Source organism: Acinetobacter sp. 226 (assembly GCF_048147925.1).
GTDB classification, from domain to species: Bacteria; Pseudomonadota; Gammaproteobacteria; order Pseudomonadales; family Moraxellaceae; genus Acinetobacter; species Acinetobacter pecorum.
This window is the reverse complement of record NZ_JAYWYX010000023.1, coordinates 36,602-58,378: the sequence shown is the minus strand read 5'-3', so window position 1 is coordinate 58,378 and position 21,777 is coordinate 36,602. Positions and strand designations below refer to the sequence as shown.

Here is a 21,777-nt window from a genome sequence, read left to right as displayed (position 1 = left end):
AAATTGCAAAAGTGCATATTCTAAAAGCGGACATTTTTACTTTGGAGAAACCGGACATTTCTATTTTGGGCTTACAGTCAATACCCATATTTGAATATATTATGTAAAATCCCCTCTCCTCTTAGGAGATGAGCATCCTCAGAATATATTCTGAGTGCGCAAGGGAGAGGTAAAAATCACCCATAAAAAAACGCTGCCGAGGCAGCGTTTTTTTATCAACGATGTTTAGAACACTTTTAACAATATCCAATACAAACCACCTGACAGACAGATCGTTGCTGGCAAGGTAAATACCCAGGCAGACAGAATGGTTTTCACCATCTGGAAATTCAGTCCTGACTTGTTTGCTACCATGGTACCGGCTACTGCTGAGTTCAGTACATGAGTAGTAGATACTGGCATACCGAAACCATCTGCCGCAGCAATGGTCGACATCGCAACAAGCTCGGCGGACATGCCCTGTCCATAGGTCATATGTTCTTTACCAATACGCTCACCGACGGTCACAACAATACGCTTCCAGCCCACCATGGTACCTAGACCCAGTGCAAGCGCAACTGCAACTTTCACCCAGGTTGGAATATATTGCAGGAATGAGTCAAGATTATCACGGTATTTATCCACCGTTTTTTCTTGCGCAGCAGACATCGCAGGTAAAGATTCTGCTTTATCCAGACGTTTAAAAGCGGTTGTGCTGAGGTACATGTCGTTACGGAATTCAGAAACTTGAGCTTCAGGCACATCTTTAATGTTGCTATAGCTAGCTACTTTCTCACCCAGATGATCGGTCAAACTTGCCAGTGCCGGAATGACTTCAGGGGTAATTTCCTTGGTCTGGATATACTTGGTGATAACAGCACGGGCTTGCTCATCCGGAATATCCTGATGATTTGGATAGATCACATCGGCTGTTTGTGCCGACAACTGGCCAAAAGATTGAATATGCTGGGCATCCAGATTCTTGTTCAATGAGTACGCCAGAGGTACGCACCCAATCAGAATCAGCATGATCAAACCCATGCCTTTTTGACCGTCATTTGAACCGTGTGCAAAACTCACACCTGTACAGGTAAAAATCAGCATGGCACGAATCAATGGAGGTGGTGGCTTGTTGCCTTCAGGTGGCTGAAACAGTTCCATTTGACGCTTGAAGATTTTTTTCACCAGCAGGAACAGCACCGCTGCAAATGCAAAACCGATGAGAGGCGAAAATAATAGCGCCTTACCAACTTTAATCACCTGCTCCAGGTCTATACCTGAAGCGCCACTGCCGGCATTCAGAATGTAATTCATGATGCCAACACCCAGAATCGAACCGATCAGGGTATGCGAACTGGATGCAGGAATACCAAGGAACCAGGTTCCAAGGTTCCAGAGAATGGCCGCTATCAGCATGGCAAAGACCATGGCAAAGCCTGCACCAGAGCCGACATTCATAATCAGCTCAACCGGCAATAACGCAATAATACCGTAAGCAACCGCGCCACTGGCCACCATAACCCCAAGGAAATTACAGAAGCCGGCCCACATCACTGCGACGGGAGCTGAGAGTGCATTGGTATAAATGACGGTAGCAACAGCATTGGCTGTATCGTGGAAGCCATTGACGAATTCAAAGCTCAATGCGATAAAAAGTGCAGTTGCTAACAAAATAACTGAATACAGGCTTAAGGCCGGTACATGTGCTAAATCTGAAGACAATTGGAAGCCGATATAAATCAGCGTAGTGATAATAAGAGTCAAGAACACCGGCATAAAAAATTTCGGTGTTGGCACATGAACATTGGTCGACTTTTTCGAAGCCGACTTGTGTGCTGAATCTACGGGAGTTGGATTAGGATTCATGCAAGCAGGAATAGAGGATTCAATGATCCTCATATTGTTCAGTTAAATTGTGACAATTATATGACAAACTGTTGTCATATGATGCAATTATTTGGATTTTCTTGCTGTCATTCGTCCTGTTTAATTCCGACTAAAAACTAAATTTTGATTTTATAAATCATTCACTTGAGATAGCATTCCAGCTTGTTTCTGCGCAAAAAGTACACACATTTTGCTACCAAAACCATCGAAGCCCTTTCTGTCAGCAGGCTGAATAAAGTTTCAGTTGCATAGCATAAGGAATGAATATGACATTTTTATGAATAGATGCCTCAGTTCAATTTTGTGTTTCTGCCCCTGCCCTAAACCGGTCAAATCAGAGCCAGGTTAACTATATTTTCTGGTCCGGATTTCAGAATTTTATGTTTATCTACTGACTTATCAAATTTTCATATCATACTTATCCATCATTCTGAGCAATGTCAGCAGAAATCAGTTCACTAATCTGCTAAGATTACAGCCGTTTTAAAAGACTGCTGAGAACGTTTGAATGTCGACATTAACCACCTTAAAAGAACTTCTTGCCAAAAGAATTTTAATTATCGATGGTGCGATGGGTACCATGATCCAACGCCATAAACTGGAAGAAGCCGATTATCGTGGTGAACGTTTTGCCGATTGGGCCTTTGACCTCAAAGGCAACAATGACCTTTTAGTCCTGACCCAACCGCAGATTATCCAAGGCATTCACGAAGCATATCTTGAAGCCGGCGCAGACATTATTGAAACCAATACCTTTAACGGTACGCGTGTTTCTATGTCTGACTATCATATGGAAGATCTGGTTCCTGAGATTAATCGCACTGCTGCGCGTCTTGCCAAAGAAGCCTGTGCTAAATATTCAACGCCGGAAAAACCGCGTTTTGTAGCCGGAGTCATCGGGCCAACATCACGTACTACTTCTATTTCGCCCAACGTAAATGACCCAGCATTTCGTAACATCACCTTTGATGCCCTGAAAGTTGATTATATCGAATCGACCAAAGCCTTAATTGAAGGTGGTGTTGATATCATCCTGATCGAAACTGTATTCGATACACTCAATGCTAAAGCTGCCATCTTTGCAGTAAAAGAAGTGTTCAAGGAACTGGGTTATGAACTGCCAATCATGATCTCAGGCACGATTACCGATGCATCAGGCCGTACATTAACAGGTCAAACCGCTGAAGCGTTCTGGAACTCAATGCGTCATGCAGAACCGATTTCAATCGGCTTTAACTGTGCACTTGGTGCAGATGCCATGCGTCCACACGTAAAAACCGTGTCTGACGTTGCCGACACCTTCGTTTCTGCGCATCCTAACGCAGGTTTGCCAAATGCGTTTGGTGGTTATGATGAAACCCCCGAAGAAACTGCGGCATTCATTAAAGAATTTGCTGAAAGTGGTTTAATCAATATTACCGGTGGTTGCTGTGGTACTACGCCAGATCATATCCGCGCGATTGCGCAGGCGGTTGAAGGTATTGCCCCTCGCCAGATTCCTGAAATTGAGCCTGCATGCCGTTTAAGTGGTTTAGAACCATTTAACATCACTAAAGATTCGTTATTTGTGAACGTCGGTGAACGTACCAACGTCACGGGTTCTAAAAAATTCCTTCGTTTAATTAAAGAAGAAAACTTCACAGAAGCGTTGGACGTGGCACGTCAACAGGTGGAAGCCGGTGCGCAGATTATCGACATCAACATGGATGAAGGCATGCTGGATTCACAAGGTGCGATGGTGCACTTTCTGAACCTGATCGCATCTGAACCTGATATTTCACGTGTGCCAATCATGCTCGATTCTTCTAAATGGGAGATTATTGAAGCAGGTTTGAAATGCGTTCAAGGTAAAGCCGTTGTGAACTCGATTTCCTTAAAAGAAGGTTATGACGAGTTTGTAGAGCGTGCACGCCTTTGCCGTCAGTACGGTGCTGCGGTGATCGTGATGGCATTTGATGAAAATGGTCAGGCCGACACAGCAGAACGTAAAAAAGCAATCTGTAAGCGTTCATACGATGTACTTGTGAACGAAGTGGGCTTTCCTTCTGAAGATATTATCTTTGACCCGAACGTATTTGCGGTGGCAACGGGTATTGAAGAACACAACAACTATGGCGTGGACTTCATTGAAGCAACCGGCTGGATTAAAGAAAATCTGCCAAATGCGATGATTTCAGGCGGTATTTCAAACGTATCATTCTCATTCCGTGGTAACGAGCCTGTACGTGAAGCGATCCATGCAGTGTTCCTGTATCACGCGATCCAGAAAGGCTTGACCATGGGGATCGTGAACGCCGGCCAGCTGGCGATTTATGATGACATCGACAAAGAGCTTAAAGATGCCGTTGAAGATGTAGTCTTGAACCACAACCAGGGCGAAAGCGGTCAGGAAGCAACTGAAAAATTATTGACCATTGCAGAAAAATACCGGGGTCAAGGCGGTCAGCAAAAAGCGGAAGAAAACCTTGAATGGCGAGCCGAGTCCGTTGAAAAACGTCTTGAGTATGCACTGGTAAAAGGCATCACCACTTATATCGATCAGGATACGGAAGAAGCCCGTTTAAAATCGACGCGTCCGCTGGATGTGATCGAAGGTCCGCTCATGGCGGGTATGAACGTGGTCGGCGACCTGTTTGGTGCCGGCAAAATGTTCCTGCCACAAGTGGTGAAATCGGCACGTGTCATGAAACAGGCCGTCGCGTGGTTAAACCCGTTCATTGAAGCTGAAAAAACCCAGGCTGAAGCCAAAGGTAAAATCCTCTTGGCTACGGTGAAAGGCGATGTACACGATATCGGTAAAAACATCGTGGGCGTGGTATTAGGCTGTAATGGCTATGACATCGTTGACCTTGGCGTGATGGTGCCATGTGAGAAAATTCTACAAACTGCAATTGATGAAAAAGTCGATATCATCGGTTTGTCTGGTCTGATCACACCGTCATTGGATGAAATGGTCTTTGTTGCTAAAGAAATGCAGCGTAAAGGCTTTAACATTCCACTGATGATTGGGGGTGCGACGACCTCTAAAGCGCACACCGCTGTGAAAATCTCACCGCAGTATCATAATGATGGCGTGTACTACACGGCTGATGCTTCTCGTGCGGTGGGTGTGGCAACGCAATTGCTTTCTGCCGAGATGAAACCAAAACTGGCAGCAGACTATGCCGCGGATTATGAAAAAATCCGTATCCGTCTTGCCAATAAGCAGCCGAAAGCTGCGAAGCTTTCTTATGCTGAGTCAATTGAAAATGGTTTCAAAATCGACTTTGCGAAGAATGCGCCAGTTAAACCAAATTTCATTGGCTCACAAACATTCACCAACTATCCTTTAGAAACCTTGGTGGAATATTTTGACTGGACGCCATTCTTTATTTCTTGGAGCCTGGCGGGCAAATTCCCGAAAATCCTTGAAGATGAAGTGGTGGGTGAAGCTGCACGTGATTTGTATGAACAAGCACAAGCAATGTTGAAAGACATCATCGAGAATAAACGTTTCGATGCGCGTGCGACGTTTAGCATTTATCCTGCGAATCGTGTGGCGGCAGATACGGTTGCTGTTGCTGATGAAAATGGCAATGTGACGCATAGCTTCGAGCACCTTCGTCAGCAGTCTGACAAAGTGACCGGTAAAGCGAACTACTCTCTGGCTGACTTTATTGCACCGAAAGATGTGGCGCAGGATTACCTGGGTGGCTTTACAGTTTCAATTTTTGGTGCGGAAGAACTTTCGCAAGAATACAAAGCCAAAGGCGATGACTATAACGCGATTATGGTTCAAGCTTTGGGTGACCGTTTTGCTGAAGCTTTTGCTGAGCACTTGCATCAACGTATTCGTAAAGAGTTCTGGGGCTACCAGGCAGATGAACAATTAACCAATGATGAGTTGATCAAAGAGAAGTATGTGGGTATTCGTCCTGCACCGGGCTACCCTGCTTGTCCTGAACATTCTGAAAAAGCACCATTGTTCAACTGGTTAGGTACGACAGAGAAGATGGGTACTTACCTGACTTCAAGCTTTGCAATGTGGCCACCTTCATCAGTGAGCGGTTTCTATTATGCAAACCCTGAAACCGAATACTTTAACGTAGGTAAAATCTCTGGCGATCAGTTAGAAGATTATGCGAAGCGTAAAGGTTGGACTTTGGATGAAGCGAAACGTTGGTTAGCACCGAATTTGGATGATTCTGTGGTTTAAAAATCACTGAATCCCCCTAACCCCCTTTGATAAAGGGGGAACTAAAAATCCCCTCGGTTGAGGGGATTTTTAGTTTGAATCTTTTAATATCCCCTAACCCCTCTTTTTCAAAGAGGGGGATTTCACGGATCAAATTGATTACGTGACAGCTCCTCCCTTTTTTAAAGGGAGGTTGGGAGGGATTTTAATTTATATAACCATAAGATATATTTAGGTAAGTCATTCAAAATATAAATAATATGCTAGTTTATAAATATCGTGGTGGTTCTTTTGAAAGAGATTTAAAGTCTTTAAAAAATGATACCTTTTGGGCTTCTAGCACAAGTCAACTCAACGATCCTTGTGAAGGATTGATTTCAATTGATAATTATCAACAACAAATAGGAAATCTAAAAAAGATCTTTTATCAACATTCAGATAATTTAGCCTTAATTGAACAAAGTTTTCAAAACATCATTAATATGAAAGATACCAAATTAGGTATTTTTTCTTTGAGCAAACGTTATGACGATGAACTGTTATGGGCTCACTATTCCAATAGTCATAACGGCTTTTGTATCGAATATGATTTAGATCAACTCTTGGCAAAACAAAATCCTCAACATCGATTCTTTGATATTCAATATTCAGATAAAATTCAAAATTTAGATTTTTCTCAAGCTTTTAACCAAGCCGATCCTGGCCATCTAGTTAAAAAAATGCTGGGGTATAAATCAAAGAGATGGGAATATGAACAAGAATTAAGAATCATCACAGAAAATCAAGGCATTAATTCTTATGATTATAGAGCAGTCAAAGCAATTTATTTTGGATTGAAAACTCCAAATGAAGAAATTGAACAAGTAATGGAAACATTGCAAGGACGTAAAATCAAATATTTCCAGATGTACTTGAAGCCTAATTCTTTTAAGTTTGAGGCTAAACCAATTGAAGATAAATCTCTTACAAATGTAAGATACAAATATTCAATATCTAACATTGCACATTTAGCAACTGGGAGCAGTCCAGATTTATAATTATTAATCCCTCCTAACCTCCCTTTAAAAAAGGGAGGAACATCACGAATCCAAAACCGCGATTTAATTCATGGCAAGTCTCCCTTTATCAAAGGTGAGAAGCATCGCTTCGCAAGGAGGGGGATTCTTTAGTTAGGGAAGTTCTTTAGAAAGCTCATTCAAACAAGATTGATAAACCACTTCCACCACATCATCCAACCGCGTCATCACCTGCCCATTATCAAATCTAAACACCTTTAAACCCAACTGCACCAAAGCCTCATCTCGAACTCGATCCGCTTCTAAGCCTTCATTTGTAAAGTGCTGGCTGCCATCACACTCAATCACCAAATTGGCAGCAGGACAGTAAAAATCCACGATGTAATTCAAAATCGGCTTTTGTCGATAGAACTGCAAATCTAAAATTTGCTTATTGCGAATTCGCGACCATAATAGTTTTTCTGCCTCGGTCATATGATTGCGTAAATCACGCGAGGCTTGTTTTAGATTTTTATTGTAGGGTTTCATTTTTTATTCTACTAATTTGTTTTTATAAATCCCCCCTAACCTCCCTTTTGCAAAGGGAGGAACAACACGAATCCAAAAACCATCATCAAATTCGCGTGAAGTCCCTCTTTCTCAAAGAGGCATTTAGGGAGATTCATTTATATAGATTTTATAGATCAAAGTTAGTCTACTGTCCATTCTTCCCCACCCCCACCCGTTTTTACATATTTTAGTCAGACAAACCAGCCACAATTCCGCATACTTAACAAAAATTTACCTCTCCCATTTAACCCATTGGTGCAACAATGAAAAAACTCATCAACAACCCTGAAAACCTGGTTGTCGAAATGTGCAAAGGCTTTGTACTTGCCCATCCAGAACTGCAATTTACCGAATCGCACAAAATCATTTCACGTAAACAAAAACACAATAACGTGGCACTGATCAGTGGCGGTGGTTCTGGTCATGAGCCTGCACATGCAGGCTTTGTCGGTACAGGCATGTTAGACGCGGCCGTATGCGGTGACGTATTTGCATCACCTTCTCAAATTCAGGTCTACAAAGCCCTGCAACATGTGGCAACAGACAAAGGCGTTTTGATGATCATCAAAAACTATTCTGGCGATATGATGAATTTCCAGAATGGTGCTGCATTGGCTGCGGAAGATGGCATTAAAGTAGATTACGTCAAAGTGGCAGATGATATTGCCGTTAAAGACAGCCTCTATACGGTTGGTCGTCGTGGTGTTGCTGGTACCATCTTCGTGCATAAAATTGCAGGTGCAGCAGCGTCAAAAGGTTTAGAGCTTGCGGAAGTCAAAGCTGTGGCTCAAAAAGCAGCGGATAACGTGATTAGTCTTGGTTTCGCCTATAGCTCATGTACTGTTCCTGCCAAAGGTACACCCACCTTTACCCTAGCGAATGATGAAATGGAATACGGCATCGGCATCCACGGCGAACCGGGTATCCGCCGTGAAAAAATTCTGCCATCTAAAGAACTGGCACAACGTATTATCGATGATCTGTTTCTGGACCGTCCTGATCTGACTGAAGTTGCTGTTCTAGTCAACGGCTTTGGTTCAACACCAATGCAAGAACTGTATGTGTTTAACAATGATGTTTGCGAACATCTGGCGCGCAAAGGCATCAAGATTTATCGCACTTTTGTCGGCAACTACATGACCAGTATCGACATGAATGGTGCATCGGTGTCTCTTCTGGTAGTCGATGATGAGCTAAAAAGCTACTTAGATGCGGAAGCCAACACGCCTGCTCTTAAAATGGATGGCTCAGCAGCACAGCCTTTAATCTTCTCAACAAAAAATGCCGCAGCAGAAGATGTAATAAATACGGAAGTCGAAACTCAGCCTGAACATGCTGAAATTCAAAATGAACAGTTCACGATAGAAAATATGCGTTATGTCGTTGACGTAATGGCTGCCTGCATTATCAAAAATGAAGTGCCATTCTGCGAGCTGGATGCCCATGCAGGCGATGGTGATTTTGGCATGAGTGTGGCTAAAGGGTTTAAACAGCTGAAACGCGAATGGCAAAGCCTGATTCAAGCACAGCACATGGATGAATTCCTACTGAATAGCTCGATGATTATCATGGAGCATTGTGGCGGTGCGTCGGGTCCAATCTGGGGTTCAGCGTTTCGTGCAGCGAGTAAAGCCATTCAAGGCAAATCCACATTAACTGTGGCAGATTTTGCCGAGATGCTTCAAGCTGCGGTAAAAGGCATTCAAACTACTGGTGAGCGTTCATTTGGTCGTGGCGCTGTGGTGGGTGACAAAACCCTGATTGATGCTTTGGTTCCTTGTGCAGATTCATGGTCTGCCAATACCGACAAAACATTTAAAGAAAACTTTGTGCTGGGTGCAGCCGCTGCGGTAAAAGGTGCGGAATCGACCAAAGATATCGTGGCACGTATGGGACGTGCCGGAACTGTCGGTGACCGTAGCTTGGGCTATCCGGATGCCGGCGCACACGGCTTAGGTGTCATCTTTAGCGATATTGCAGAGCATATTAAGTAAATAACACCCAATAAAAAGCCTCGAATTCTCGGGGCTTTTTAATTTCCTGGCGAGGAGGATAAACCTTGCTTTCAATCAAGATGACAGAAAAATATTTATTGAAACTTTTCTAGATACTTGTCCAGTTTTTCTTTGACCACCACCCTTTTATTGCCCTTCATCTGTGCTTCACTCAAAATCCCTTCAGAGTCAACCACCACGACTGGATGGCCATCCTGCTTCAAACGGGCCACGCCTTCAAATAACATCCGGGCACCGACATTATGAATTAAGGTCAAATTGGTCAGATCCAATACAATCCGTTTTTTGCCTTCCGGTTCATCTTGCAATATACGTAGCAGCATTTCCGATTCGGTAAACTGTAATACGCCACGCAGTTCGTACACCACCACATGGTCCCTCTTACCGGTGAGATAACGGCTTTGCAAAATGGTTTGTGCCGAGGGGGTTCCTTCCATCAAATGCAGTCCCATTTCCCGGGACATACGTTCAAAAATTTCGACGCCGCGCGCACTATGTCCATGCTCATCAATACGTGGAGAAAATACAGCTATACCCACCTGTCCCGGCAAAACGCCGATAATACCGCCTGCGACCCCACTTTTAGCCGGAATACCCACCGTGGTCAGCCAGTCACCGGCAGCATCATACATCCCGCAAGTGAGCATCACACTCAGGACTTGCCGCACCACAGAACGGTCCAGCAATTTTTTACCGGTTTGTGGCTGAATCCCGCCATTGGCAAGTACCGCGGTGATCATCGCCAGGTCCTTGACCGTCACCTTGATTGAACACTGTTTGATATAACCATTTACAATCGCTTCTGGATCTTCTTCCAGCACCCCCACTGTACGTAGCATATAACCCAAAGATCTGTTACGAAATGCTGTTTTCAGTTCAGAGGTATATACTTCGGTATCAAAACTCAGCTCACGCCCCGCCAGACCACTTAAAAAACGGCGTAACTGTTCCGCACGGGATACTGTTCGTTTATAGGGAATCAGGGAATGGGTAGTAATTGCACCCGAATTGATCATCGGATTTTTCGGAATATTGGAATCCTTCTCCAGTGAAATCTGGTTAAAGGCCTCGCCTGAAGGCTCCACGCCTACTTTTTCCATGACCTTGGTCAAGCCGACTTTCTGCAAAGCCAGAGCATAGGCAAAGGGCTTGGACATGGACTGCATGGTAAACTCAACCTCGTCATCACCGGTTGAATAGATCGTGCCATCTACGGTCGAGAGTGCCAAAGCAAACTTATCCGGGTCTACTGCTGCCAGCTCAGGAATATAATCTGCCAGGGCACCTTTATCATTGTCACGGCAGGAAGTTAAAACATGCTTGAGGTAGTCTGGCACCGGTGTTTTCATCGACTGAGCTTATTCCAGTTGGCTGTTATTTTTAATTAACATACCGGCTTTTGACTTAAGTACCAGCGTGAAAAGGTAATTTTCTGCATATCCATGTTATCGGCTGCTTTCCCTATACGTGCAATCCCTCCAGAAATGAATTGCATTTTTAAGTATTGTTATTTTTATTGAGGTTTTAAGAGACATAAAAAAGGGCGCTCCTGCCCTTTTTTACTCTGGATGATTTATTTTACTTTGGTTTTACGGATCATCTTGTACAGAACTTTTGGTGAAATACGTGAAACCAGTACGCCCAGTTTTTCTTTCTTGCCGCCAATCACGATATATTCTTCGCCGTTCTGCAAAGCCTGTACAGTCTGAGCCGCAAAATCTTCTGCGGATAGACCATTTTCAATCGCTTCATCTGGATGTCCTTGCGGTTTTCCTTCACCGTTTAAGGCGTTCAGGGATACATTGGTTTTGACAAAGCCCGGGAAAACCACCGAAACCTGCACGCCTTGCGCAGCGACTTCCGCACGCAAGCTGTTGGCCCACATGTGAATTGCAGCTTTTGCCGCCGAATAGGATGCACGATACTGGGTACCAAGCAAACCTGCCACACTGGAAATAAAGACAATACGACCGGATTTTTGTTCCAGAAAAGTGGGGAGTACGGTTTTAGTCAAAAATACCTGTGAGAAATAATCCACTTCCATAATGGCACGTTCAGTCTGCATGGTGGTGTCCTGAATCAGGGCACGCTGGCTGAGTCCGGCATTGTTAATCAGCCAGTCAATCCGGCCTTTTTGCTGCAAAACCTGATCATAGGCATGACGAACCTGGCTTTCATCCGTGATATCAGCCGTGATAGAAATATGCTGTTCAGGATTGTTTAAAAGCTGACGTACCTTTTCCAGCTCTTCATGCCGGCGTGCAGTCAATACCACCTGTGCGCCCAGTGCAGCACATTGTTGTGCAATCGCCTTGCCAATTCCTGAAGATGCTCCGGTAATCCAGACCACTTTTCCCTTTAAGTCTTCAACTTTCGCCATGAAATCCTGTTTCCCTTGTTTTAATGGATGCGCTGAGGCATTTCGTCTTCCAGAAATGCCAGTAAATGTTCAAAATAATAACTCATGGTATCAGCATCATAGATGTGACTGAGTTTATCAAAACGTTTATAGCCTAACTGGGTGGTTAAATGAATCACCCCATTCAAGGTTTTATCGACGACCACATTAAATTTCAACATTTTTTTCGGTTGACGGATCAAATGTGTCACGCCCTGATCAATGACCTGGGTAAAGGCTTTTAAGGCCGGTGTTACATACTGGTGATTACCATTTTTCATCTGGTCCATACAGCCGAGCAGCTCCATCACCAGCATCTTTTCCACCGGATAACGGACAAAAGCATCACCGGCCTGCTCATACGTCATTTGATGCAGGTAATTCACCATCGGCATGAGCCGTTCATTGTCAAATAAGGAGACCGACCAGGGCATATATTTACGGGTAGTATGAATGATCTGCTGAATCACTTTTTCAGACTCACTGTTCGGCGAATTGGCAAGTTGCACAATCTCACCAAAAATCTGGTCAATAATTTCACAGGCCATATCGGCCAGATTTTCACCTAAGGGTCTGGCGAGACTGTTTTGCTCGCCGGCATTTAATCTGGAATGGATCTCTTTAAAGCGCTGATGGGTTTCGGGCCGAAGCTTGAGGGAAATGTTATAGCTCATCTTATTATCCTTTTTTTGATATGCTGCGATGAGTCGCGTTTTTTATGGTTCTATCATACGTTGAGTTGTTATACATGCCAATTGGCTAAAGTTTGCGTTTGGTTAAGCTGCCGCATGTACTATTTTTTTTGCTACAATAGATGCAATTTTTCATTCACTTTTGATCTGTTTAGACTATGACTGACTCAGCGCAAAATATCGCGACAACCTACGATCCGACCGAGATCGAGAAAAAATGGTACCAAACCTGGGAAGAGCGCGGTTACTTCAAGCCGTCTCAAAAAGGCGAATCATTCTGTATCATGATTCCGCCGCCAAACGTCACTGGCAGCCTGCACATGGGTCATGGTTTCAACAATGCCATCATGGATGCGTTGACCCGTTATAACCGTATGTCTGGTAAAAATACGCTTTGGCAGCCAGGTACGGACCATGCCGGTATCGCAACGCAAATGGTGGTTGAGCGTCAGTTGGGTGCTGAAGGTATCAGCCGTCATGACTTGGGTCGTGAAAAATTCATCGAAAAAGTCTGGGAATGGAAGGAACAGTCTGGCGGTAACATTACCCGTCAAATCCGTCGCCTAGGTTCTTCTGTAGACTGGTCACGTGAACGCTTCACGATGGATGACGGCTTATCAAATGCGGTAAAAGAAGTATTTGTCAAACTGCATGAAGAAGGCCTGATCTACCGCGGCAAGCGTCTGGTGAACTGGGATCCTAAACTGCAAACTGCGCTTTCTGATCTGGAAGTAGAGTCAGATAAAGAAGAACAAAGTTCGTTATGGCACTTCAAATATTTCTTTGAAGACAAGTCAGTGCGTACACACGATGGTAAAGATTATATCGTTGTGGCGACAACACGTCCTGAAACATTGTTAGGCGATACCGCTGTTGCTGTTGCGCTTGATGATGAGCGTTATACGGATCTGGTGGGTAAAAACATCATCCTGCCAATTACTGGTCGTGCGGTTCCAATCGTTAAAGATGAATACGTCGACAAAGAATTCGGTACCGGTTGTGTAAAAATCACGCCTGCACACGACTTTAATGACTATGAAGTGGGTAAACGCTGTAGCCTGCCACTGATCAATATCTTCAACAAAAATGCTGAAGTACTGGCTGAGTTTGAATATATTGCGAAAGCGGGTGAGCAGATTTCTAAAACCATTCCTGCGCCTGCAGATTACATTGGTTTAGAACGCTTTGAAGCACGTAAGAAGATCGTTGAACAGGCTGAAGCTGAAGGCTGGTTAGACCAGATCCAACCTTATACATTAAAGCCACCTCGCGGTGACCGTTCAGGCGTGATTGTTGAGCCATTACTGACTGACCAATGGTATGTAAAAATTGCCCCGCTTGCGAAACCTGCGATTGAAGCGGTTCAAGATGGCCGTATCAAGTTCGTGCCTGAGCAGTACAGCAACATGTACATGGCGTGGATGAATAATATCCAGGACTGGTGTATCTCGCGTCAATTGTGGTGGGGTCACCGCATTCCGGCCTGGTACGATGCGGAAGGCAACGTTTATGTAGGTCGTAACGAGGAAGAAGTTCGTGCGAAAAACAATATTCCTGCCGATATTGAGTTGAATCAGGATGAAGATGTACTGGACACATGGTTCTCTTCAGGTCTCTGGACATTCTCGACTTTAGGCTGGACTGGCGACGAAGCAAAAGACAAAGCCAACTACTTCTTGAATACCTTCCACCCGACAGATGTACTGGTGACAGGTTTTGACATCATCTTCTTCTGGGTTGCCCGCATGATCATGCTGACCATGCACTTCATGAAAAATGAAGATGGGACGCCTCAAGTGCCGTTCAAGACTGTGTACGTTCACGGTCTGGTACGTGATGGCGAAGGTCAGAAGATGTCTAAATCGAAGGGTAACGTGCTTGACCCATTAGACTTGATTGACGGTGTGGATTTAGAAACATTAGTACAAAAACGTACTACAGGTTTGATGAACCCGAAACAGGCATCGAAGATTGAAAAATCAACCCGTAAAGAATTCCCTGAAGGGATTCAGTCTTACGGTACCGATGCAGTTCGTTTCACCTTCTGTGCGCTTGCCAACACCGGTCGTGACATCAAGTTCGACATGAAACGTGTTGAAGGCTACCGTAACTTTGCCAACAAAATCTGGAACGCAACGCGTTTCGTGATGATGAATGTCGAAGGTCAAACTATTGGTTCAGAAGCACGTCAAGACCTTTGGGAATTGCCTGAACAATGGATCGTAAGCCGTCTGCAAAAAGCGGAACAAGCGGTGCAAACCGCATTTGCAACCTACCGTTTAGATCTGGCTGCGCAAGCGATTTACGAATTCATCTGGAATGAATACTGTGACTGGTATGTTGAATTAACCAAACCGGTTCTGAACGATGAAAATGTGTCTGAAGAGCGTAAAGCTGAAGTACGTCGTGTTCTTCTTTCGGTGATGGAAGCGTCTTTACGTTTGGCACATCCGTTGATGCCTTATCTGACTGAAGAAATCTGGCAAACACTTGCGCCGAAACTCGGTATTATGGGCGAAACCATTATGTTGGCGCCGTACCCTGTTGCTGAGCAAGCATTGATGAATGACCAGGCTGAAGCAGATATGCAATGGCTGCAAGGTTTGATTGGTGCGGTGCGTAACATCCGTGGTGAGATGGGTCTAGGTAATGCGCGTTTGTTGCCTGTTCTGCTGCAAAATACAACTGATGCTGAAAAAGCGCAGATTGCACGTATTGAACTGTTGTTCAAAGCATTGGCCAAAGTTGAAAGCATTACCTTCTTGGCGGATGGCGAACAACCACCATTGTCTTCTTCTTCTGTCGTTGGTCACGTATCTGTATACGTTCCAATGAAGGGTTTAATTGACCCTAAAGCGGAATTAGGTCGTCTACAAAAAGACTTGGACAAGGTTCAAAAGCAACATGACCAAATTGCAACGAAGCTTGCAAATGAAGGTTTTGTGGCGAAAGCACCTGCTGCTGTGGTTGAAGGCGAGAAAGTGAAACTTGCTGAGTTTGCTGACCAGTTAACGAAGATTAAGGCGAATATGGAGCAGATTGCAGCGCTTTAATACTGAAGTTTGATTCAAAAAAATCCCCTCAATTGAGGGGATTTATTTTTTATTCGACAATAATTGGAATTTCTATAAGCTCTTCATTTGCGTATTCTTCACAATGTAAATTTATAATTATATTTCCTTTCCCTTTCTCTAAAGGAAATAAATAATAATCATTATAAGAACGACCTAAGGTATGTAATAAATTGCCCATCTTAATGATTATTCTTCCTTGATTATCTAAATAATCATAATCACCTTGAGCATTAGGAATTTTAGGAACAGTTATTCCCCTCATAGGATCTACTCTCATTATTGAAGCAAGATTTTCTGAGTTATGACCTAATAATGAATTTGATAAACCATAAATACCTTTATATGGATTAACAGCATCTAATTTTTTCTTTTTAAGGTCAGCTTTCGCTTGACTAAGCGGGTTCCATAAAGGCGTTGGTATAATTTCTAAGCTCTTTTTATTCAGATCTTCAATTATTTTCAGTCTTTCTTTTTCTTCACCTTTTTCTTCAACGTAAATAAAATCAGGAAACTTTATTGAAATATACACTTGGTTAGCTTTCAACGTACCATCATTTGAAACTCTAAAGTTAATCTCTTTTAAACCGTTTTCTAGTATGGTCTTTAAATTTATCAATCTATTAAATTCAAGTATCTTTTCATCCGTTATTTCGGATAAATCATGATTATATTTTTCAATGCTTTCAGTAGATAAAAACTCTTTTAAATCATCATCAATAGCAGACTAATCAATAGGCTCTCTGTTTATATAATATAGCTCTTTATATTCTTGATATTTTAAAATTAAAGGCTTACCATCATTCAATTCTAAAGTTAATTTTGGTAGGCGTACTTGCAGATTACGCTTAAAATTTTCATTCTCTTCTCTAAGCTTTCGATTTTCTTCATTAAGATGAACTAATTCCACAGCTAAACCTTCATTTTGCTGATTTCCCCGAACCCAACCTATTAATTCATTATCATAAATAATTTTACCAAGACACTTATGAACAGCTAACTGAATGTCCTTTGTATCAACAAAGAATTCACACATTGAACTTAGTACTTTTTTCTTAAATTTTCAGGGTTTTGATTTTCAACTTGTGCAACAGTTTTTTGGTTTAATGCTTGATCTTTTATAACAATAACGAACAAAGGCTTTTTTATCGAAAGTGCATATTCATATTCTAAATGTGTGTAACTTTTTCCACTTTTTGTCTCAATAAATCCATATCTACCACCCAAAATCAGCATATAAATATCAGATTCATCAATCCATCTTTTGATTATGTCCCACTGACTCTGATTAGAACTCGTAAATAGCTCCATCCCTGCGGGTATATGTCCAGCTTGTAAGATGGCTTCAACTGCTGCCTGACGCTCATCAAGCAAATCTGTATATATAGAACTAATAAAAACTTGATATTTTTTTGCTGAACTCATCTTAATATTTCTTTTATCTTCAATCATCTAAGATTGAATCATAATCATTTTTTAATAAACCCTCACCCCAGCCCTTACCCATAGGGAGAGGGAGCATCATTTGATTTAATAGCTATATGAATTTCACAATGCAGTTCCCTCTCCTTTTAGGAGAGGGTTAGGGAGAGGTATTTTTCAATTCAAAATACCTCTGCCACAAATCCTCCAACACCACATCCGTCCGCCCCAACACATCATGATTCCAATACCGAACCACAGTTAAACCCAAAGCCTCTAAAAACTTGGTTCGTTCACCATCATATGCAATAGCATCCTCCAATCCATGTTGACTACCATCCAACTCAATCACTAAACCAATTTCATGACAGTAAAAATCTACAATATACGGTTGGATCACAATTTAAGATTCATAAAACGCTTGGCACGTAGCAGTTGCCACATGAAGTGTTCTGCATCGGTGGCGGTGTGGCGCATTGATTTGGCGAATTCTAATAATTGAGGATCTATTTTCATTGTTATTTTCCCTCTCCCCCTTGCGAAGCAGTGCTTCTCATCCCAAAGGGAGAAGAAACTTTCATTGTGACTTTAATTATTGTTATTTAATTCCAATATTGAAATTCTAGCTTAAAGTTATTCTGTAATGGATTTCCCCTCTCCTGAGCAAGTTTTAAAGCACTGCTTTAAAACGAAGCGCAAGTGATGAGCAGCACTGCTGCGCAAGGGAGAGGCAATTCTAATTAAGTTAAAGCATCCCATGCCTTAAAAACATCTCCAAGCCACTCACCTTTTTGATATACATCAGGCGTTCTTTTTCTACTTTAATCTGCTGTTTGATGGCTGAAGTATCTTCGTCAATCTGCTTATACAGATCAGCAATTTGAACTTTCCCTTTCCCCTTTTTCACCGCAATTCTGGTTTTCGATGACCAGACCAATCTATGAATCAAGGCATCAATCTGCTCTTGTAATTTCTGGCTCTGTGCATCCAAAGCCAGTTGATAAAACTTGAGTTGCTCTGCGCTTAAACCTTTTTGTGAAACTTCCTGATCTTGTTCAATCTGCAGTTGCATTTTCAGTAACGTAAACAGATCCTGCTCTGCATAAGCCTCATTGGCACGTTGCAATAATTCAGTTTTCTTGATTTTTTTGACATCATTCACTTCACGGTCAGGGTGAATGATGGCAGCAATTTTTAAATATACGGTTTTCAATGACTGCTCTGCCATCGCTGTAACCTGTGCCTGTTTTTCCTGCTGGCGTTTTAACCTGGCTTGCTCACGTGCCTGCTGAAAATGATCTGATTCCCATTCTTCAAATACTTCTACATCTGCAAAATCTGAGGGATTCTCACTCTTAAAGAATGTTTCCAGTTCATTAATTTTCTTTTGGCTTTTTCTGAATTGGGCATGTTCGGCACGTTGCTGATAGTAAGTGAAGATTTCATTCACTTTATGAGCTTGTTGCACCGACATGGCCTGAGAGTCTTTTAGATAATTTGCAAGGTACTGAATCTTTTCATCCAGTACCACCAGTTCTGCCTTGGAAAATGTAGTTTCCTGCAGGTGCTTCCAGAGCTGTTCCAGCTGCTTGAACAGTACACCATACAACTCATGGTAGACTGGCATAAATGTTTTATGGGTATATTGCTGCAGATCTTCTTCAGCCTGTTGCCATTGGTGTAATTCCTGTTTCTGTTGCTCGATTTTATCAATCAGATGATCCAGCTTCTTCTGCTGTGGCGAAAGCGCTGTGAATGGCTGAATCATGGTTTTCAAGTCAAAGAGCATGGCAGGAGAAGGTCAAAGAAGAAATAATATCTATCTTAAATCTTTCAGCTTTCGTCACAAAGTCCTTTTCAGTATGCCCTTTCGAAATTTGTATCAGAATTAAAAAAAGCAGACCAAAATCTGCTTTTTCGCTCTCATATTGATTATTCCAGCACTACACGGCCATTCAATGACTGCACCGGACGGTTGTTCGGATGTCCCATCAATTTGGCAAATTCCGAAATCTGCTTGGCAGAAGCCTGCTGAATATCTTTCAGAATTAGCCAGCGTACGCCTTCCGAACACGGCGGTGTGGTCAGCGAGCCGCTAAAGCGATAATAATCCAGATTCTTAGGCAACATCTGATTCACCGCTTGTGGGGTTTTCAAAATCACTTTCTCGCCCTGCTTTTTCGGTAAGCGGTTCCACATATGTTTGAGCATCTGGCTTTCCTGTCCCTGTTCAAACATCATCCCCACGACAGCCAGCTCATCTTTGGCATTGGCATGGACAAAGTGGATTTCTAGTGGATAGCTTTTGCCTTTAATCAGGTTTTCACTCGGGCTATGCAAATGAAACTGTTTTAGCACAAAGGTATCGCCATCCAGTTGCAATTCACCACCTTGTGCAAAATCCACCTGAACAGTATGACCTTTATTTTCGATCGCATGGATCATGGTGTTATAGCTAAACTTGAGCGGTTCCAGTTCTGCTTTCACTGTTCGCTCAATATTGATTGGTGCCTGGTTCAGACCATTACAGGCCGAATATTTCTGGCTCAAAGTCGACCATTGCTCAGGCTGAGTATAATCCCAATCCGCATCTGCCCAGACCGCTGTACTTAAACCCATAACCGTTAAAAGTGTGAATATTTTTTTCACAATACGTCCCTTGGTGGAAATCAAAATCAAATTTCTAATTTAAAAACAGTTTATTAAAGTAGTGTAATCACTCTATTTTTTCAGGCTACAAACTACAGATTTTTATAGAAATGAAGTGATTTGCTTACAAATTTCTAAACACTCTTAGATATTCAAAATAAGTTATTCTGAATTTATATTGATAAATTTCAAATGGATAATACTTTTATAGATTTAAAAATAGCCAAAAAAGAATGTGATCTTCTTCAAAGTTGATTTGCTGATTTTTTATGCATTTTTTACATGAAATATCTATCTTATTTTTATTATATTCAATAGCTGGATTATTAAGCTCAAGCTTCTTTTTTAAATAGAATCTATTTTTATTCATAAACTTACACAATCACAGCAGCAAATAAAATACTGATATTGCTAGACTCGAGCCAAAGAGCAAAATGAGGATCAAGAATCTAAATGGACTGGGCCACGATATTTATACATGACACCACCTGGGCGTTTACCGCAGAAATTTTGCTGCGTTGTGCCCTGATGTACACGATGATTATCCTGTTTCTGCGCCTGACCGGAAAACGCGGGGTACGGCAACTTTCCATCTTCGAAGTCGCTATCATTTTGAGCTTGGGTTCGATTGCCGGTGACCCGATGTTTACCGAAGATATTCCCCTGATTCAGGCGGTTCTGGTGATGTCGGTCATTATTATCATGTATCGTCTGACCACTTGGCTCATGATGAAATATCAGTGGTTTGAAGACTTACTGGAAGGTAAACCCATTTATATTGTAGAAGATGGACTGTTGGTCGTTGAAGAGATTAAAAAAGGTAAAATGTCGCATGATGAATTCTTTGCCGAAATGCGCCAGCAAGGTGTTGAGCATCTCGGTCAGGTCCGTACAGGTTTACTGGAAACTGACGGTAAATTCAGTGTGTTATTATTTAGCGATGATGAAGTAAGGCCCGGTCTTCCTCTTTTTCCTAAGAGCTGTTCTATTGTCAAACAGGCCAAGGCCAAACAGTTATATGCCTGTATTTACTGTGGACAGGTACAAACTCTTTCGAGTGCCGACCAGCAATGCCCGCGCTGCGACTCTACGCAATGGTCCGAAACACTTGACTGTTTGAGAGTAACTTAAGCGCGATTTAATAACTGCAAATGGGCAAAAATTTCCGGCAGATGCTGAATTTTATGCTGAATATGTTCGGCATCGGCATGAAAGCCCTGCATCCATAAGGCATTCATCCCTGCGTTTTTTGCTCCCTGTACATCATTGACCGGATGATCTCCAATATACAGGCATTGTGCAGATTGCACGCCTAAACGCTCTGCGGTGATCTGGAATATTTCCGGCTGTGGTTTGTTAAAGCCCACCAGTCCTGAACTGATAATTTCATCAAAATAAGGTTCAATACCCAAACCCCGAATCGTATTCAAACGGGTGTCATGTCCGCCATTGGAAACAATGGCTAGCTGATAACCCTGATCTTTCAGCTGCGTTAATACTTGTGTTGCTTGTGGCATTTCCACAGCGAAACGGCCAAACTGGCTAAACCAGAACTGGGCCAGTTCCTCTATGCTCGGAGGATTTAACCAGCTGAGTTCCTGCAATAAGGCATGGGCAGCCGAAGCACCAATACTGCCATGCGTCAGCAGTTCCTTTTTAGGATAACCGCCATTATCAATGCGTCTTACAATCTCGATAATTTTATCTGAATCGACCTGTGCCAATGCTGGAGCATAATATTCTGCCAGATAACGGCTATAGGTCTGTGCAGTCAGATCACGGTGGGTCAAGGTATTGTCAAGGTCAAATAAAACGGCTTGGATCATCATAATGTTCAAATCAAAATGTTGAAACTTTCAGTCATGGTAACAGCCCGAAACTGGGTAGATTAAACCTAAAATTGCTAAGTTTTGTTGTTTTAAGCA

General features: G+C 42.6%; 16 protein-coding genes and 1 pseudogene. 5 read left to right on the top strand and 12 right to left on the bottom strand.

Features of this window, described 5'->3' with window-relative positions:
- Positions 1-225: 225 nt before the first annotated feature.
- On the bottom strand, positions 226-1,845 hold the full coding sequence (locus tag VXP95_RS11755; protein WP_416712084.1) for an inorganic phosphate transporter: 1,620 nt from the start codon (positions 1,843-1,845) through the stop codon (positions 226-228).
- 529 nt (positions 1,846-2,374) lie between these two features.
- Between VXP95_RS11755 and metH the strand changes: the two genes are divergently transcribed.
- Positions 2,375-6,061 (top strand): methionine synthase, encoded by a 3,687-nt coding sequence (metH, locus tag VXP95_RS11750; protein WP_416712083.1) that lies wholly within the window; start codon positions 2,375-2,377, stop codon positions 6,059-6,061.
- A 239-nt stretch (positions 6,062-6,300) separates the two neighbouring features.
- Complete coding sequence (locus VXP95_RS11745) at positions 6,301-7,077, top strand: DUF2971 domain-containing protein (RefSeq protein ID WP_416712081.1); 777 nt, start codon at positions 6,301-6,303, stop codon at positions 7,075-7,077.
- A 132-nt stretch (positions 7,078-7,209) separates the two neighbouring features.
- Here the strand turns inward: VXP95_RS11745 and VXP95_RS11740 are convergent, their stop codons facing one another.
- Positions 7,210-7,584, bottom strand: coding sequence for an endonuclease domain-containing protein (locus VXP95_RS11740; RefSeq protein ID WP_416705164.1), 375 nt, complete (start codon positions 7,582-7,584; stop codon positions 7,210-7,212).
- Positions 7,585-7,868: 284 nt separating this feature from the next.
- Between VXP95_RS11740 and dhaK the strand changes: the two genes are divergently transcribed.
- Positions 7,869-9,599, top strand: a complete 1,731-nt coding sequence (dhaK, locus tag VXP95_RS11735) for a dihydroxyacetone kinase subunit DhaK (protein ID WP_416712080.1) — start codon at positions 7,869-7,871, stop codon at positions 9,597-9,599.
- 95 nt (positions 9,600-9,694) lie between these two features.
- On the opposite strand, the gene VXP95_RS11730 is transcribed toward dhaK, so the two are convergent.
- The 3 genes from VXP95_RS11730 to VXP95_RS11720 form a co-directional block, all read right to left on the bottom strand.
- Positions 9,695-10,969 (bottom strand): glutaminase, encoded by a 1,275-nt coding sequence (locus VXP95_RS11730; protein WP_191113038.1) that lies wholly within the window; start codon positions 10,967-10,969, stop codon positions 9,695-9,697.
- Positions 10,970-11,193: 224 nt separating this feature from the next.
- A complete protein-coding gene (locus VXP95_RS11725; protein WP_416712078.1) occupies positions 11,194-12,000 on the bottom strand; it encodes an SDR family oxidoreductase in 807 nt (268 codons plus the stop codon).
- Between the two features lie 20 nt (positions 12,001-12,020).
- Entirely contained in the window at positions 12,021-12,692 is a 672-nt protein-coding gene (locus VXP95_RS11720) for a hypothetical protein (RefSeq protein WP_191113037.1), read from the bottom strand.
- Between the two features lie 176 nt (positions 12,693-12,868).
- Here VXP95_RS11720 and VXP95_RS11715 point away from each other — a divergent pair, with 176 nt between their 5' ends.
- Positions 12,869-15,763, top strand: coding sequence for a valine--tRNA ligase (locus VXP95_RS11715; RefSeq protein WP_416712076.1), 2,895 nt, complete (start codon positions 12,869-12,871; stop codon positions 15,761-15,763).
- Positions 15,764-15,812: 49 nt separating this feature from the next.
- Here VXP95_RS11715 and VXP95_RS11710 read toward each other — a convergent pair whose 3' ends face one another.
- The 6 genes and pseudogenes from VXP95_RS11710 to VXP95_RS11685 all read right to left on the bottom strand — a co-directional run bounded on the left by VXP95_RS11710 (position 15,813) and on the right by VXP95_RS11685 (position 19,822).
- Positions 15,813-16,328, bottom strand: coding sequence for a hypothetical protein (locus VXP95_RS11710; protein ID WP_416679841.1), 516 nt, complete (start codon positions 16,326-16,328; stop codon positions 15,813-15,815).
- A 180-nt stretch (positions 16,329-16,508) separates the two neighbouring features.
- Entirely contained in the window at positions 16,509-16,817 is a 309-nt protein-coding gene (locus tag VXP95_RS11705) for a hypothetical protein (protein WP_416705161.1), read from the bottom strand.
- 5 nt (positions 16,818-16,822) lie between these two features.
- Positions 16,823-17,233: a DUF4062 domain-containing protein gene (locus VXP95_RS11700; protein WP_416679840.1), complete on the bottom strand. Its 411-nt coding sequence runs from the start codon at positions 17,231-17,233 to the stop codon at positions 16,823-16,825.
- A 130-nt stretch (positions 17,234-17,363) separates the two neighbouring features.
- Positions 17,364-17,719: pseudogene (locus tag VXP95_RS11695) on the bottom strand (endonuclease domain-containing protein).
- Between the two features lie 229 nt (positions 17,720-17,948).
- Positions 17,949-18,992 (bottom strand): molecular chaperone DnaJ, encoded by a 1,044-nt coding sequence (locus VXP95_RS11690; protein WP_416712074.1) that lies wholly within the window; start codon positions 18,990-18,992, stop codon positions 17,949-17,951.
- A 143-nt stretch (positions 18,993-19,135) separates the two neighbouring features.
- On the bottom strand, positions 19,136-19,822 hold the full coding sequence (locus VXP95_RS11685) for a carbonic anhydrase (protein WP_064101579.1): 687 nt from the start codon (positions 19,820-19,822) through the stop codon (positions 19,136-19,138).
- Between the two features lie 483 nt (positions 19,823-20,305).
- On the opposite strand from VXP95_RS11685, the gene VXP95_RS11680 reads away from it, so the two are divergent.
- Positions 20,306-20,983 carry a DUF421 domain-containing protein gene (locus tag VXP95_RS11680; protein WP_416705159.1) on the top strand — a complete coding sequence of 226 codons (678 nt, stop codon included), beginning with the start codon at positions 20,306-20,308 and terminating at the stop codon, positions 20,981-20,983.
- Here VXP95_RS11680 and VXP95_RS11675 read toward each other — a convergent pair.
- On the bottom strand, positions 20,980-21,681 hold the full coding sequence (locus VXP95_RS11675; protein ID WP_416712073.1) for an HAD family hydrolase: 702 nt from the start codon (positions 21,679-21,681) through the stop codon (positions 20,980-20,982). The two genes, VXP95_RS11680 and VXP95_RS11675, sit on opposite strands and share 4 nt — an antisense overlap.
- Between the last annotated feature and the right edge of the window lie 96 nt (positions 21,682-21,777).

Bases quoted from the DNA above. Each gene is read 5' to 3' on its own strand.
- dhaK (WP_416712080.1), top strand. From the start codon at position 7,869: ATGAAAAAACTCATCAACAACCCTGAAAACCTGGTTGTCGAAATGTGC.
- VXP95_RS11725 (WP_416712078.1), bottom strand. From the start codon at position 12,000: ATGGCGAAAGTTGAAGACTTAAAGGGAAAAGTGGTCTGGATTACCGGA.
- VXP95_RS11715 (WP_416712076.1), top strand. From the start codon at position 12,869: ATGACTGACTCAGCGCAAAATATCGCGACAACCTACGATCCGACCGAG.
- VXP95_RS11705 (WP_416705161.1), bottom strand. From the start codon at position 16,817: ATGTGTGAATTCTTTGTTGATACAAAGGACATTCAGTTAGCTGTTCAT.
- VXP95_RS11740 (WP_416705164.1), bottom strand. From the start codon at position 7,584: ATGAAACCCTACAATAAAAATCTAAAACAAGCCTCGCGTGATTTACGC.
- VXP95_RS11685 (WP_064101579.1), bottom strand. From the start codon at position 19,822: ATGGGTTTAAGTACAGCGGTCTGGGCAGATGCGGATTGGGATTATACT.
- VXP95_RS11700 (WP_416679840.1), bottom strand. From the start codon at position 17,233: ATGATTGAAGATAAAAGAAATATTAAGATGAGTTCAGCAAAAAAATAT.
- VXP95_RS11675 (WP_416712073.1), bottom strand. From the start codon at position 21,681: ATGATGATCCAAGCCGTTTTATTTGACCTTGACAATACCTTGACCCAC.
- VXP95_RS11745 (WP_416712081.1), top strand. From the start codon at position 6,301: ATGCTAGTTTATAAATATCGTGGTGGTTCTTTTGAAAGAGATTTAAAG.
- VXP95_RS11690 (WP_416712074.1), bottom strand. From the start codon at position 18,992: ATGCTCTTTGACTTGAAAACCATGATTCAGCCATTCACAGCGCTTTCG.
- VXP95_RS11730 (WP_191113038.1), bottom strand. From the start codon at position 10,969: ATGAAAACACCGGTGCCAGACTACCTCAAGCATGTTTTAACTTCCTGC.
- VXP95_RS11755 (WP_416712084.1), bottom strand. From the start codon at position 1,845: ATGAATCCTAATCCAACTCCCGTAGATTCAGCACACAAGTCGGCTTCG.
- metH (WP_416712083.1), top strand. From the start codon at position 2,375: ATGTCGACATTAACCACCTTAAAAGAACTTCTTGCCAAAAGAATTTTA.
- VXP95_RS11680 (WP_416705159.1), top strand. From the start codon at position 20,306: ATGGACTGGGCCACGATATTTATACATGACACCACCTGGGCGTTTACC.
- VXP95_RS11720 (WP_191113037.1), bottom strand. From the start codon at position 12,692: ATGAGCTATAACATTTCCCTCAAGCTTCGGCCCGAAACCCATCAGCGC.